The organism is Bacillus sp. CR71 (assembly GCF_003429245.1).
In the GTDB taxonomy this organism is placed as follows: Bacteria; Bacillota; Bacilli; order Bacillales; family Bacillaceae_G; genus Bacillus_A; species Bacillus_A thuringiensis_S.
In genome coordinates, this window is the sequence record NZ_CP031748.1 from 3,031,349 (window position 1) to 3,046,408 (window position 15,060).

The following is a 15,060-nucleotide window of genomic DNA, read 5'->3' on the forward strand; positions in this document are numbered from 1 at the left end:
CCTTATCACATTTTATTTTAATAAGAACCCTGCCGGAAATGGATCCGTAGGGTCTAATAGAAACGTCTGCATTCCTGTAATAAATCCTCTACTTTCAAAACGGAAAATGTACCCTAGCTCCTCCTTCTTCACTTTTTCCACAGTTATAAAACTATTAAATATACTTTCATTTTTAAAAGGTTTATCCGCCATATAATCATTTTTAAATAACGCATGAACATAGGAAACGATAGTAGAAACAAAACCTGGCGAACGTACGATAAAGTTATCTTCATGAAATGTAATCGACTTTATATGGTTCTTTTCTTTTTGCGAAGGATCTACTAAAATAAGCCTTTTTATTAGCGACTGTTTTTGTATAACCTGCAGTGTAGCTTCTCCCCATCTTTTCAATTCTGGAATGTTTTCAACACGAATTTCTGGCGAATACGCACCTTTTTCTACAACTGCATATACTTTATCTGCTTGTATGAGAGAATAACTTACATTACCAACCTGTAAATTTTCCTCAATCAAATAGCAAAGTTTGCTTTCAAACGAAACAGATACAACTTCATCATTCTCTACATACGCATGAACTAAAAATATTCCAGATAACGTTTCAATTTTGTATTGATTGGACTCTCTCTTTTTTAAATACCCACTTTCGAGTAACATCGTTATTACCGCAACAATGCCCCCATAATGAAGCGGAATCGAACCTTCATGATTAAAAAATAATACAGCTGCATCCACTTCATTATGGATAGATGGAACGACAATACACCCATTCAAACCGATAAAACCACGTGGTTCATTTAATAAAAGCTTCCTCTCTTCTGCTAATTCACCTGAAAATTGTTCATTTAATTGCTCCAAACTGTAGTAGTATTTGCATGGTACGTCTTTCATTACACGAAATGCCTCGCCATTTACATGTACGTCTACTGCTGTATACATTTTTTGAATGTTCATTTTATATCCTCCGTTTCATGTTCCATCGGCGGAATTAGCAAAAATCCTTCTTTGAGTGGATCCATTTCATTGTAAAAAAATTTATGCATACCCATAAGCCAAGCTGATCCCGTAATTTTCGTTATGACAGCTTCAATATTTTCAACATGTGTCGTATTCACGACATATCCTTTAAATAAAGAACCAACGATACTCTCATGAATGAACTCTTCACCAATTTTGATTTCTTTTTGAGCGTATAATACAGCTAGCTTCGCAGATGTTCCTGTACCGCATGGGGATCGATCTATTCCGCCTGGTGGTACAACAACTGTATTTTTCACATTCGCACATTCATGAGTAGCATCTGTATAAAATTCAACATGTGTTAATCCTCTAATAAACGAATACTCTGGATGAATGATTTCAAACTTCTCATTAATTGTGTTTCTTATATGAATCGCCTTATCGATGATTGTAGATGCATTTTCTGGTACTAATTCTAGGCCTACTGAATTCGCATCAATAATGGCATAAAAATTCCCTCCATACGCAATATCAGCCTCTACAGTTCCAATGTCTTTGACGTGTACAGTAATATTTTTCAATAGAAAAGCTGGTATGTTACAGAAAGATACCTCTTTTGCTTTTCCATCTTGAACAGCAATATCTACTTCCACTAAGCCAGCCGGGGTATCTAGTTTTAAAGAAGTAATCGGTTCAACTACTGGAATTAAACCTGATTCAACTAACGCTGTACATACACCGATTGTATCGTGACCGCACATCGGTAAGTATCCACCTGTCTCTATGTATATAACACCTATATCAGCCTCAGGATGACACGGGTCTGTTAATAATGCCCCTGACATTACATCATGACCACGCGGTTCATTCATTAACAATTTTCGAATCCAATCATATTCCTTTTTCATATGTAACATCTTCTCTGCCATCGTCTCTCCAATCAACTTTGGAAGTCCGCTAATTAATGTCCTCGTTGGATTCCCGCCCGTATGTGTATCAATAGTCGTAAAGACTCTTTGTGACCTCATCCGTTTAACACCCTTTCTGTAAAACGACTCAAACGAAGTGGTTCAATAGGAATAATTGTCTCTTTTTCATTTAATAACTCTTCAATTACTTTCCCAGTAACTGCTGCAAGACTAATCCCATCCCCTTCATGTCCAGCGGCAATGAAATAATTCGGAATATGTTCCACTCGTGAAATAATCGGCAAATGATCTTCTGTCCACGGACGTAAACCAGCGTAAGAACGAATTACCATCATATCTGCCATTTTCGGATAAAAGCGAGTCGCTCTATTTGCGATACATTTAATGACTTCATTGTTTATTCTCGTATGAAACCCTACAAATTCACGACTACTTCCAATTAAGAAATTTTGACTTTCAGTAGGCTCAAATACGAGCGCAACCCCGTATTTTTCAGTTAAAGCATCTACTTTTCTTTTTCCGCCAAATTTAGAAATTAAATAACCGAATTCCATTACTTTACGGCATCCTACATGTTGTTGCCTTGATGCTACTATAATATGCCCTTTTCTCGGTTCAATTGGTATATTTACATTTAACATCTGACCAATCTTAGGAGCCCACACACCGGCTGCATTTACAACTTGTTTTGCTGTAAAAGTACCATTCGTAGTTTCTACAACAAATGAACCATTCGTCTCTATTTTCATACTCTTTACTTCGGTCTGCTTAAAGGCTTTTGCGCCAAACTTTTGTGCCTCTGACAGAAGCGAGAAAGCAAGGAGATATGGATTCACAGTTGAATCCGTCGCACATTCTAAACCGCCTAATAAATCATCAGCAAAAAAAGGCGACTCTTCTCTTATATCTTGCCTATCAAGCATTCGAAACGGTAATCCAGCTTCTTTTTGCCGATCTACCCATTGCTGCGCAGCTTCCATCTCTTCGTCTGACTCACATACGAGAATACTTCCTGGTGCCCTATATTCAAATGAATGCTCTAATTTTTCACTTAAATCAGTTACTAATTTTTGACTTACTAAAGACATTTGACTATCAAACCCTGGGTCTTTATCAATGGCCAAAATATTCCCATCACACCGTGAAGACGTCCCGCTGACAAATTCTCCTTTTTCAATGATTGTTACGTCTCTTACGTATTTTGAAGTGTAATAAGCGATAGAACACCCTATTATTCCACCACCTATAATTAAAACGTCGCAGTGCCTCACAATATACTCCTCCTTTCCCTAAACCTCTCACTTTCTTTTATGCAATTGACGTGCCAATTCTGCACATATACAATTTCCATAAACAATATTTTTATTTGTAAAAATAATTCAAATTTATAGTAAATAGGTGTATTATTTTTTTATCACTGTCAAATTTTTTATACATAACGGGAGGATATTATGGCATTTTCATTTCCGACTATACAAGAGTTTTTGGAAAGTATTTTAATCGATCATACATGTAGCCTTAATCACATTAAGCAAGTAAACGGAAGGTTTTATTATCTCCCTTCTACTACAGAAGAATATAATTGCGCCATTATTTATGTAGATGACTCATTCACTACATTAATTGACGCTTTTTCTTATGAATTAGCTGTTATCATCCTTAACGAAAATGATGAGCCGATATTCTGTATAACCTCTCAGCAAATGATTCCATTTCTTTATAAGTCCTACAATGAACTACAGTCATTTTATAACACCGTAATACAAACAACTGACTCTTCTGTTACAGTCATTGATAGTAAAGAATGCGTTCGAACTTGGACAGATGGTGCTGAAAAAATATTTTCAGTCAACCATAATGAGATTATTGGGCAACCGATTACTCGTTTTTTTGATTATAAAGACTTGGAAATTTTACAATCTTTACATGATGGAAAAAATATAGTCGCTCAGTTCCATCAGCCTCGTCCCGATTTATTCGTATTAATTAATTCAAATCCAGTTTATTGTAATGATGAAATTATAGGAGCAGTCGTTTCAGAAACAGATGTTACAAATCAAGTCGCTTTAAATGAAAAACTATTTAATATGTCACATGAAATGCACCGTTTAGAACAAGAAGTGGCAAAGTATAAAGATGAATCCGATCCATTCCTTGCGATGAATGGGAAAAGTCCTGTTATACAAAGAACGATACAATTAGCTAGAAAAGTTTGTTCGGTGAAATCAACTGTTTTAATACTTGGGGAAAGCGGAGTTGGAAAAGAAGTATTTGCGAAAGCAATTCATGAAGCAAGTGAAGCAGCGAAGGCGCCTTTCATTTCGATTAACTGCGGGGCAATTCCAGAAGCTTTATTTGAAAGTGAATTATTCGGTTACGAGCGTGGGGCCTTTTCTGGAGCGAATAGTAAAGGGAAAAAAGGTAAAATCGAACTCGCACAAGGCGGTACTTTATTCCTCGATGAGATTGGCGAAATGCCGCTCGATATGCAAGTAAAACTGTTACGTGTACTACAAGAACGAAAGTATTACCGAGTTGGCGGAGAAAAAGAAATTAATATTGATTTCCGCATTATCGCTGCTACAAATCGGGATTTACAAGAAGAAATGAGAAAAGGAACTTTCCGAGAAGATTTATATTATCGTTTAAATGTAGTTAGCCTGCATATTCCACCGCTGCGTGAAAGACGAGAGGATATTATCGAACTCACATACTCATTCTTAAACGATTTTTCAATCAACTATAACAGACCAATTCGTGACTTACCTTCAAGCATTATGCATGAACTGCTTCATTACAATTGGCCAGGTAATATTCGCGAACTTCGAAACGTTGTTGAACGACTTGTGGTATTTGCGACAGACGGAATTATAAAACAAGAATATTTACCATTTCATACAACCGAAAATTTAGACAATCATACAGCTCATTCCCTATTACTCAGCAACAATAATACAATCCTTTCTTTACAAGAAGAGATGGATGAGCATGAGAAAAAAGTTATTGAAAAGGCTTTACGAATTTTAAATGGGAATAAATTAGAATGCGCAAAACAACTTGGCGTAACAAGGGCTACTTTATATAACCGTTTAAAGAAACTCGGACTTCAATAAAGAATCAGTATGCACCAATCAGGCGTTTATAGGTAGCCCTCTCCCCTCTATATTGGCATGATTTTTGCATATATAATTTGTGCAAACCGAACTAGAGGAGGAATACATATGACAAATAAAAACAACTTAATCGTTTGTCGTTGTGAAGAGGTTACATATGGACAACTTCAATCGACAATTGCTGAATATAACTGCTCGGCAAGAGAATTAAAACTAAGAACACGTGCTGGCATGGGATTTTGCGGTGGTCGCACATGCAGAATAATGATAGATCGAATGATAGAAAATGCGAATCCTGACGTAACTCTTAATGAACTACCGTTAAAATATCAACCACCAATACGTGCAGTTACTTTTGGATCGGTAGGTGAAAGTAAATGAATAGAATTACACATCACCCTATTTTAGGTACTTTACAAAGTAGTGAGCGTATTACTTTTCAATTTAACGGTCATCAATACGAAGCATATGAACATGAAACGATAGCTGCTGCCCTGTTAGCAAATGAAATACGGACATTAAGAGTTCATGAAGATAGCGGGACACCGCGAGGTATTTATTGTAATATCGGGCACTGTTCCGAATGCCGCGTGACAGTAAATAATCAAACAAATGTACGCGCATGCTTAACTGTTGTAGAAGAAAACATGGTTGTTGAAAGCGGGAAACAGCATCCGAATATCGTGAGAGAGATGGTGAAAAAACGATGAGTGATGTAATTATCATTGGTGCAGGACCAGCGGGATTATCTGCTTCTATCTCTTGTGCTCGTTTCGGACTAAAAGTGCTCGTTATTGATGAATTTATGAAGCCGGGCGGGAGATTGTTAGGACAGTTGCATCAAGAGCCTACTGGAGAATGGTGGAACGGAATAGAAGAATCGAAGCGACTTCATGAAGAAGCAGAATCACTTTCAGTACATATCAGGTGCGGTGTTTCGGTCTATAATTTAGATAAAGATGAAAACAATTGGTTTGTACATACTAATATCGGTACGTTAGAAGCACCGTTCGTACTACTTGCTACTGGTGCTGCGGAATATTCTATTCCCCTTCCAGGCTGGACACTTCCAGGAGTGATGTCAATTGGAGCAGCTCAAGTTATGACAAATGTTCATCGCGTGCAAGTTGGAAAAAAAGGAATCATTATTGGTGCTAACATTTTGTCTTTCGCCATTTTAAGTGAATTGCAATTAGCGGGAATTAAAGTAGATCATATTGTACTCCCTGAAAAAAGCGAGTTAAGTCAAAAAGCTGGTGAACCTGAAGAAGTTTTAAACTCTCTTTTAAATGCAGCACATCTCGCTCCTTCTGCTATTTTACGAATAGGTAGCCACTTTATGAAATATGATTGGATTCGAAAAGCTGGATTAACATTCTATCCAAACAGCGGAATGAAAATAAACGGAACGCCACTTCACCTTCGGAAAGCAGCTCTTGAAATTATCGGAACAGATCAAGTTGAAGGTGTACGTATTGCTAATATTGACTCTAAAGGAAATGTTATTAATGGATCAGAGAAAATATATGAAGCAGATTTTGTTTGTATTGCCGGGGGATTATACCCACTTGCCGAACTTGCAGCTGTAGCTGGTTGTCCCTTCCATTACATTTCAGAATTAGGCGGACACGTTCCTCTCCATTCCGAAACAATGGAAACCCCTCTTCCAGGTTTATTTGTAGCTGGCAATATTACAGGCATTGAAAGCGGAAAAATTGCGATGGCGCAAGGAACTGTTGCAGGTCTATCAATTGCTAAATATGCAAGTAAAAAACGTGATATAGTCGACCAACAATTATATCACGCCATTCAAAACGTTCACTTTGTTCGTCAGAAAGCTGCAATTCAGTTTAATCCGATGGTAGATATCGGTAGACGAAAGATGAATGAAATTTGGCGTGATTATTCTTCTACATATGCACATACTAAAAAGAGCTGCTGAGATTATTCTCAACAGCTCTTTTCTCTACTCATCCGAGTTATTAAATTTCGCTAATGCGTAAATACCTTCTTCATCATCTAATTCAAGCTGTAATCTCGCTGCGAATGAATTGACATTATATTCTCTGTCAAGCAATAAGCGTAATGCTTCGATTAAGTTTGCTTGAATTAAAATTTGCTGGCGACCATTTACCTCTACTTCCGCAGAGAAACCGTAGTCATCGTCATACATGAGTTCAACTAACACTTCTTCTGGACCCACTTGTCTTTTTTCAGCTATATATACGCAAAGCGCATTTATTAATTCTTGTTCAGAAATTTTTATTGTTTCCATGCTACTTCATCTGCCTTCTTTTTACGTTGGTCTTTGAAGTATTTAAATGCACGAACTGCTAACATTACGATACCAGCCATTACTAACATATTTACCATAAACGCTAATACAGAACCAAGAGCTCCCATATTTGCAAATAAGCTACCCATTAGTAAACCACCAAGACCACCTAGTAATAAACCTTTCATAAAGCTTCCTTTATTACTTTTTGGTGCTGTGTTTGTTGCTTTCGTTTTTGAATCTGGAGTCGTTTTTTGAGAATTTACATTTGAGTCTTTTTTGTTTAAATCAACTTTTGACTTTTGACCTGAACTTGGTGTAAATGATTTTTTACCAGATTTGTAACTTTTCGCTGCCGCATGATCTACGAACATAAAGCTGCTAGCCCCAAAGATAACCATAAATGCTGTCATTACTGCTACAAGTTTTTTCAACATATTATATCCATTCTCCTTTTATATAGATATATGTGAAATCTATCTTTCTAGTAAATTCAGAATGATAGATTTGTTTTTAAGAACATTTTAAAGGTTCTTATGAACTTATTATATGAACTTTTGTCGAAATATGCAAGTATTATTTACTTCCGACAGTTTGGTGACAAAGGAAAATTTAAGCAAAACAGAATTGACTTTAAATGAAACAAAACATATTATAAGTTCATAAGAACTTTTTATTATTTTGGAGGTGAAAAGATGGAAACATTTCATCTCACACGAAACGAAATGGCTACCCTTCTTCTATCACTAAGAGGATGGAATACGAAAAAGCCTCTCGGTATTTTACAAGAAGCTTGGGCAAAGTCACATAAAAAAGATATTGAAAGCGGACAAAGCGTTACAGCTTTTATTACTACCGCACTTTCACCTATTTTTGAAAAGCTGATTAAAATTGACGATACTGATGTCGGTTTTTCTTTAAATGAAATAGTTGCGCTTGGCAATCAGATTGAAAACACAAGTTTCTCTGTAACTGCTATGCAAAACTGGGTGAAACGAGATATAAAAGAAATGATTGGCTCTCCTCAAAAAGGGAAAAAATATTCAATTGAACAAGCAGCCTTACTATTTATTGTCGAAGATTTAAAAACAGCACTTGATTTTGAATCCATTCGTAAGCTATTACGCCTTATTGTAAATGACCCAGCCGATCGAAGTGATGATTTAATCAATCCTGTTCATTTATATGTAGCATACTCTTCTCTATTTGAAGAACTCAATCAAGGGAATTGCTTACAATTAAATGCAACAGATACCGTTCATACAATTGAAAACATTGTAAAAGAAAAAGCTGATAAAATCGCAAGCAAGTTCGATCAAATTAATAACGAACAACGCGAAGCAATTCGTAACGCTATTATCATTGCGACCCTTTCTGTACATACCGCTTATGTACAAATGTTAGCAAAGCGTTACGTAACAGCAACGTTATTTTTACAGAACTTAGATGTGAAGCCTTAAAAAATAGGAGCAGAAATGCTTCTATTTTTTTATAACGGAAACAAGCAACCATCTGTTCCAAATATACAACAAATGCTTGCTTGATTTATTTAAATTTAAGTTTCATTTCATATAAAGCCGTAGTATTACGCATATCTACAAGTAGTGTCATTTAAGGTTCCATATATCCCTCTAACCCTCATTACATTCAGAATTAACTGTTTTTTTAATGTGCTATTTTCTCATTCTTAATTCTATGCATATCATACACTTTCACTTCATTCTCTATATATGATTTTACTTTTTTAAATTCAGCTTTCTCATAACAACGAATTGCCCTTTTGTTGTCTTCCCTTACCTGTAATACAACTGCTTGTATATCGGAATCTAAAAACGATTTACTTATGAAATACTTTGTAATTTCTGTTCCAAGTCCTTTTGAATATAAATTCGAAACGCCAATAAGAATAGAGTATTCCATCACATAGGTATCATCATATTTCGTCTTTTTTAATCCGACTCTTCCTATTACTTCATCTCTCACTATTATTACATGATAACTTGCATAAGACCGCGCTAATTTTTTAGTCCAATACTCCCGAAGTTCTTCTATTGTATATCGCTTAAATGGTTTCACATCTGCTATGTTATGTAATTCTTCGTCGTTATACCATTCTAATATAATTGGTAAATCATCCAATTATAGAAGACGTTCTTTCCAGTTCACATTTCCACCCCATCTATTTTATGTTTTCAAACCAATTTAAAAAGAATATGCATATTCTTTTTTAGGTAATCTCACTATCTGTTGAATAAAAGGGGATTTTTCTATAATATCCTCTAACTGCCCCTCACTATAGACGTAAATACCACCTACATATGAACTGTACGCCTTTTTCTCAGTTATTACTGCTAAAGTGCTATTTTCCTTTTTAAAATCACCCTCTAGTCCTTTTTCAAAAGATAAACTTTTGGCTTCTGAAAAATAAAGCTGAATTAACGTCGCTAATTGTACGTCCTTTGATTTTGCAAAGTACTTTATTTCATTTAAAATGATTTCATCTTGTAACGGAAGAAAGTCCTCTACTTCTAACTTCTCTCCGTTATGAAAGAAGTTTTGAAGTTCAGGAGTATAGAACGAAAGATTTTTCTCCTCTATCATTTTAAAAATTGTTTGCAGCAATATGTCTTTTCCTATCACAAACGGGTGGCCAAATCCATTATTGTAAAGCCCTTCTTTCATTTTCATTAATTGTTCAATGAAGGGGATTCCCGATTCTTCAATAACAAGTTTACCGTCAATTAAACGCATGTTAGCAATCAATTCTTCTATCTGTAAACCTTCTAATTCAAGCGATGAGTAATATAAATCTCTATTCCAAAAATCTAATTGATCCATTCCTAATGAATTAAATAAGAGCTCATCTATAATTGGAAAAAATCCATCTTCTGTTAAAGCTTTCGTTACATCATCTAATAATCTAGGTGTTTGATTTAAAATCGTACGTATTTCTTCGTCCTCTTGAATGATTCGTACCGTCCAATCACCATGATCTTCACCCGATATTTGCTGAAAACAATGTGAATATGGCCCATGTCCAACATCGTGTAGAAGGGCTACAGTAGATACTAGCTTTCGTTCATATTTCGATAAATGTATGTCACCAATCTCAGTAAGATGTTCTATTACTTTATTTACTAGCACATATACACCTATCGAATGTTCTTCCCTCGTATGTATTGCGTTCTTATGTAAAAAATAAGTATGTCCTTGTTGTTTAATATTCGCCAACCTTTGAAATGCTTTTGTATCTATCAAACGAAGGATATCTCTATCACGAATAGAGATTGGTCCATAAATCGGATCTGTAATATACATACGTTTCCCTCCTATTTTTGTAAATGAAAGACTTATACCATTATACTTAATTTTCAGTTTATTATCATTGATATATAAGAAATTTTTAATAATCTTTTCATTAACCCTTCATGAAAACGTGGCTTATATCCTTTACTATAATACTTATGGGAGACATAAAAGAATTGAAATAGCAATCCCCTATATGAATAAGGTATAATATACATATAGTGAACCTTTTATATTATTAAGTAAAGGGGCATATATTCAAAAATCCATAAATTAGAAGGTGCAACAATGTTAAGTAGTTTTATTCATTCAGTATTAACGTTTTTTGAAGGATTAGGTTATTGGGGCATTATGCTTGGACTTATGATTGAGATTATCCCAAGTGAAATTGTCCTTGCTTATGCAGGATACTTAGTATTCAATGGTAGTATCTCATTTATAGGCGCAGTTGTATTCGGTACAATTGGCGGTGTTATTGCCCAAATCTTTATTTATTGGCTTGGACGATACGGCGGACGCCCTATATTAGAACGTTATGGAAAATATATTTTCATACATAAAAAACAAATAGATGCTGCAGAAGATTGGTTTAATCGTTACGGAACTGGCGTCATTTTTACAGCACGCTTCATTCCAGTAGTGCGTCATGCGATTTCAATTCCTGCTGGTATTACAAAAATGCCTTTACTACGTTTCACTACATTAACAGCACTTGCGATTATCCCTTGGTCTATTATTTTCATTTATTTAGGTGAAAAACTAGGTGAAAATTGGGAGAATATAAACGATATTGCTGGTCCGTATGTGAAATCATTTGCAATTGGTGGCGTCGTACTTATACTTTTATACTTCGTTATAAAAAAATGGACAAAAAAGCGCAAAAATCTTGCTTAAGAATATAATAAAAACCGCTATAAATTCATTCGAAGTTATAGCGGCTTTTTATTTATATATGAATTAATCTTCAGGAATTATATAACACCTTTCCATCTACATTTACATGGATAAGCAACCATTCGATCATTCTTTTCGTATATTATCTCAAAAAGGAGTGATTCCCCTATGCATTGGCAGCAAAAAATACCATACTTAATCGGACGCCCTATCGGTATTTCCTTCATAAATGGGCAAGGAACTTCCGGCGTATTATGTTCAGCGCATGATGGTCAATTATATGTGTATGAATACCTTTATCAAGCTCAGTTCGCAATGAAACATTATGATTATAGACAGGTTCAAGATATACATGCATTCCCAAATTGTCCTCACCAAAATCCTCTATACTAAAAAAATCGGAACGGCTCATAGCCATTCCGATTTCTATACTTTATTTCTCAGAATAAAATTTCTGCACTGCTTCATCAAAATAAATCCAACCTTTCCAGCCCAAATGAATCGTATCTTTTAAGAAATACTTATCATATTCATGGCCAGAGAAATCAACTACTGGATATCCTGCTTTCTCAACCTGTTCTCGAACTTTTTTATAATACACTTCACGGCGTTCTTTCGGGAATCCAGTATAATCATACCAAGGCCCATTTACAGGTACAGAAATAAAGAGCGGTTTGACATTTTTCTCTTTAAATAAATCTAAAATAATTTGTAAATCATTATATTCTGGTGATTCATCATATGTTTCATTTGCTCTAAAGTTTTTTAAACCTTTAAGTTTTTTCTTCAGATTATTCTTATGATAATACGGATTTTCAATTCCAAATGTATTTGTAGTAGACTCAGCTTTCCCTTCTTGTTCTGCGTGTTTACGTGCGTCTTCCCAAGAAATTGAACGAAGTCCGCTATTTGTTTTCTCTTTCATCGGTTCGATTTTAAATAAAGAGTTAAATAAATCTCTATGATCTAAAATATTTCGATGCATATAAGCAAGTGGTTTAACTAAACCTGCTTTTATGTTATGTTTCGTATCATTATATACAATACCTTCTAATGAATTTTTTAATATATCATCTTCTTGAACAACTTTATAATCTAATAGCCGTTTCGCGATTTGCTTCTTCATTTCTGGATTTATCTCATCATTAAAAATAAAATGATATGCTTGTTGTTTGGAGAAATTATTAGTGAAATCCCCTTGTGATACACCAGTCTTTGTAAACCATTGTGGTGAAAGAACAAAGACTACTTTTTTACCTTCTAATTCATCCATAGTAGATGTCATATTTAAAATATGAGCTAAACTTTGTGTACCGCCAGTTCCAATTAAAAACGGTGTAAAACCAGCTGGATTTACTTTGAAATAATTAGACGGATGATATGCATCCATTCGTAAAAATTCTGATGAACCGTACATCGGTAAATACTGTGAATTATCTAACATTTTTTGCTGTAAGAAAACACTTTGTAATTTCTCTTTTTGTAAAGAAGTAGCCGCATCTTCTACCTTCTTATCACTAATAAGCGATACTAAACTTTTCGATGGGATTAGAATGATAATGAAAAAAAGCACACACGCTAAAATTATAGGACCAAAAGCATGCTTCATTTTCATCTTCTGTCCCTCTTTCTATCGTTATTAACTTGTAACCCTTGTCTTTGACACGCCATCTTTTCTCTCCTTTTTCTCTATACATGATGTTCCATTCTATTTGTCTATTATATACATGTATGTATTTCCTTCCTTGTTCTATTAAATCCTATAGAAATAGCGCAAGAAAATGTTTCCATAGAAACACGTTAATTATACAAGATTCTACATAAATTTCACACTGGAATTTTAGTAATAATTTTATTTTTAAGTCGTAAAAAAACATATGAAATGTCTATATTTCATTCGGAACTGTACAAAAAAACAGACTATCACATACGTGAAGTCTGTTTCCCCATTCTTTTATTTTTGTACATCTGCCCATTTTAAACTTGTAGCTGGACCAAATTGATGTACATATAAATCTTTCACATATGGTTTTTGTAAGTAAGATAATCCGCGCTGGAATACCGGTGCAATTACTGCATCATCAAGTAGCATTTTTTCAGCATCCTGCATTGCTTTCCAGCGAGCCTTTTCATCATTACCTAATTCTGTTTTAATCTTCTTAATTAACGCATCATATTCTGGGTTTGCATATTCTGTATTATTAACACTACTTCCAGAAAGGAATACTTCTAAGTAAGTCATTGGATCTGGATAATCCGGTAACCAGCGTGATAACGACATTTCATATTCTTTCTTCTTCTCTAGTGCTAATTTTTGCGTATGTGGTTGCAATTTCACATTCACTTTTAAACCTGGTAAATTTTTCTCAAGCTGCTCTTTAATGTACTCTCCAACTTTTTTAAAGTTTTCTAAGTCATAATTTAATAGTTCTAACGTCACTTCATCTGTACCTGTTTCTTGCTTTGCCTTTTCCCAATATTCTTTCGCTTTTTTTACATCAGTTTTATTAAACTCACCTGCCGTACTTCTAAAATCTTTTTTATCTGGTCCCTTTAAAAATCCTTTTGGTACGTAATAGTTTGCAGCAACCGAACCATCATTTAAAAATGAATCCGCAAGTCCTTTCTTATCAAAAACTGTACTTAGCGCAAGACGTGCATTTTTATTTTTAAGAATCGGTACATTTTCATTAAATCGGAAGAAGTACATAACTGGATCTGTATATTGTTTTAGCTCTTTATTATTTTTATATTTATCCACGAATTCTGTAGAAATAACAGCTCTATCAACTTTATCTGTTTCATATAAATTTACCGCAGTTGAAATTTCTTTTACAATTTGATAGTTTACTTCATCTAACTTCACTTCTTTTTTATCCCAATACTTATCGTTTTTCTTCATTGTAAAGCTAGCTTCATGCTTCCACTCTGATAATGTAAATGGTCCATTATATACCGCTTTATTTGCTTCTAATCCGTATTTATCACCTTGCTCTTTCGCATATTTTTCGTTAATTGGATAGAAGGATGGTAAAATTAATAATTTCGTAAAATACGGTACAGGATGTTCTAGCTCTACGACGAACGTTTTATCATCCTTCGCTTTTACTCCTAATTCATCTAGACCTAGTTGTTTTTTATTTATCTTCTCAGCGTTTTTCACATCGTACGCAATGTATGCATATTGAGAAGCGGTATCTGGATTAATCAATTGCTTCCAAGCGTATACGTAATCATGAGCGGTTACTGGATCTCCGTTTGACCATTTCGCATCACGCAAATGAAATGTATATGTCTTTCCATCTTTACTCACTTCATATTTTTGTGCGCCTGCCTCAATTACTTCATCATTTTTCGATAGACGGAATAGTCCTTCCATTACGTTATTCAAAACGTTAAACGAGATTGCATCTGTGACTTTCACTGAGTTTAACGACGGAATTTCACCCGTTTCTAGTAACTGTAATACTTTCTTTTCATCTTTCGGCTTTGTTGTAGTTTTTTCTTTTGCGCAGCCAACTAAAAATGAAGAAACTAATAGAGTACTAACTAATGAGTAACGAACAACTTTTTTCATTTAAAA

At 34.7% G+C, this 15,060-nt stretch carries 16 protein-coding genes; 7 read left to right on the forward strand and 9 right to left on the reverse strand.

Annotation, left to right across the window (positions count from 1 at the left end; all coding sequences use genetic code 11):
- Positions 1-12: 12 nt before the first annotated feature.
- Genes DOS87_RS15170 through DOS87_RS15180 form a run of 3 tightly spaced genes read right to left on the reverse strand, consistent with a single transcriptional unit; the run spans position 13 to position 3,160 of the window.
- Positions 13-954, reverse strand: a complete 942-nt coding sequence (locus DOS87_RS15170; RefSeq protein ID WP_001025577.1) for a proline racemase family protein — start codon at positions 952-954, stop codon at positions 13-15.
- Positions 951-1,988 (reverse strand): proline racemase family protein, encoded by a 1,038-nt coding sequence (locus DOS87_RS15175; RefSeq protein ID WP_001257539.1) that lies wholly within the window; start codon positions 1,986-1,988, stop codon positions 951-953. The genes DOS87_RS15170 and DOS87_RS15175 overlap by 4 nt, the downstream gene beginning before the upstream one ends.
- Positions 1,985-3,160, reverse strand: coding sequence for an NAD(P)/FAD-dependent oxidoreductase (locus DOS87_RS15180; RefSeq protein ID WP_208730009.1), 1,176 nt, complete (start codon positions 3,158-3,160; stop codon positions 1,985-1,987). The genes DOS87_RS15175 and DOS87_RS15180 overlap by 4 nt, the downstream gene beginning before the upstream one ends.
- Before the next feature lie 180 nt (positions 3,161-3,340).
- On the opposite strand from DOS87_RS15180, the gene DOS87_RS15185 reads away from it, so the two are divergent.
- The 4 genes from DOS87_RS15185 to DOS87_RS15200 all read left to right on the forward strand — a co-directional run bounded on the left by DOS87_RS15185 (position 3,341) and on the right by DOS87_RS15200 (position 6,944).
- The gene (locus DOS87_RS15185; RefSeq protein WP_208730010.1) at positions 3,341-5,002 is read left to right on the forward strand and encodes a sigma-54 interaction domain-containing protein; all 1,662 of its coding nucleotides are present in this window, start codon (positions 3,341-3,343) and stop codon (positions 5,000-5,002) included.
- Positions 5,003-5,110: 108 nt separating this feature from the next.
- Complete coding sequence (locus tag DOS87_RS15190) at positions 5,111-5,383, forward strand: (2Fe-2S)-binding protein (protein ID WP_000182619.1); 273 nt, start codon at positions 5,111-5,113, stop codon at positions 5,381-5,383.
- Positions 5,380-5,712, forward strand: coding sequence for a (2Fe-2S)-binding protein (locus DOS87_RS15195; protein ID WP_001080019.1), 333 nt, complete (start codon positions 5,380-5,382; stop codon positions 5,710-5,712). The genes DOS87_RS15190 and DOS87_RS15195 overlap by 4 nt, the downstream gene beginning before the upstream one ends.
- Positions 5,709-6,944, forward strand: a complete 1,236-nt coding sequence (locus DOS87_RS15200; protein WP_016098630.1) for an NAD(P)/FAD-dependent oxidoreductase — start codon at positions 5,709-5,711, stop codon at positions 6,942-6,944. The genes DOS87_RS15195 and DOS87_RS15200 overlap by 4 nt, the downstream gene beginning before the upstream one ends.
- Positions 6,945-6,968: 24 nt before the next feature.
- Here the strand turns inward: DOS87_RS15200 and DOS87_RS15205 are convergent, their stop codons facing one another.
- Entirely contained in the window at positions 6,969-7,277 is a 309-nt protein-coding gene (locus tag DOS87_RS15205; RefSeq protein ID WP_000447759.1) for a YxcD family protein, read from the reverse strand.
- Positions 7,265-7,714 (reverse strand): hypothetical protein, encoded by a 450-nt coding sequence (locus DOS87_RS15210; RefSeq protein ID WP_000914478.1) that lies wholly within the window; start codon positions 7,712-7,714, stop codon positions 7,265-7,267. Before DOS87_RS15210 ends, DOS87_RS15205 begins: the two co-directional genes overlap by 13 nt.
- 258 nt (positions 7,715-7,972) lie before the next feature.
- On the opposite strand from DOS87_RS15210, the gene DOS87_RS15215 reads away from it, so the two are divergent.
- Positions 7,973-8,737, forward strand: coding sequence for a DUF1836 domain-containing protein (locus DOS87_RS15215; protein ID WP_000447231.1), 765 nt, complete (start codon positions 7,973-7,975; stop codon positions 8,735-8,737).
- Between the two features lie 205 nt (positions 8,738-8,942).
- Here DOS87_RS15215 and DOS87_RS15220 read toward each other — a convergent pair whose 3' ends face one another.
- Positions 8,943-9,416 (reverse strand): GNAT family N-acetyltransferase, encoded by a 474-nt coding sequence (locus DOS87_RS15220; RefSeq protein ID WP_206776795.1) that lies wholly within the window; start codon positions 9,414-9,416, stop codon positions 8,943-8,945.
- A 63-nt stretch (positions 9,417-9,479) separates the two neighbouring features.
- Positions 9,480-10,595, reverse strand: coding sequence for an HD domain-containing protein (locus DOS87_RS15225; RefSeq protein WP_208730011.1), 1,116 nt, complete (start codon positions 10,593-10,595; stop codon positions 9,480-9,482).
- A gap of 276 nt (positions 10,596-10,871) precedes the next feature.
- Between DOS87_RS15225 and DOS87_RS15230 the strand changes: the two genes are divergently transcribed.
- Together DOS87_RS15230 and DOS87_RS15235 are read left to right on the forward strand one after the other, a co-directional pair.
- Complete coding sequence (locus DOS87_RS15230; RefSeq protein ID WP_000952913.1) at positions 10,872-11,477, forward strand: undecaprenyl phosphate transporter UptA; 606 nt, start codon at positions 10,872-10,874, stop codon at positions 11,475-11,477.
- Between the two features lie 168 nt (positions 11,478-11,645).
- Positions 11,646-11,870: a hypothetical protein gene (locus DOS87_RS15235; protein WP_000558692.1), complete on the forward strand. Its 225-nt coding sequence runs from the start codon at positions 11,646-11,648 to the stop codon at positions 11,868-11,870.
- A 40-nt stretch (positions 11,871-11,910) separates the two neighbouring features.
- Here DOS87_RS15235 and dltD read toward each other — a convergent pair whose 3' ends face one another.
- Positions 11,911-13,092, reverse strand: a complete 1,182-nt coding sequence (gene dltD / locus DOS87_RS15240; protein ID WP_000782293.1) for a D-alanyl-lipoteichoic acid biosynthesis protein DltD — start codon at positions 13,090-13,092, stop codon at positions 11,911-11,913.
- Positions 13,093-13,431: 339 nt separating this feature from the next.
- Positions 13,432-15,054 (reverse strand): peptide ABC transporter substrate-binding protein, encoded by a 1,623-nt coding sequence (locus DOS87_RS15245; protein ID WP_000758265.1) that lies wholly within the window; start codon positions 15,052-15,054, stop codon positions 13,432-13,434.
- Positions 15,055-15,060 lie beyond the last annotated feature (6 nt).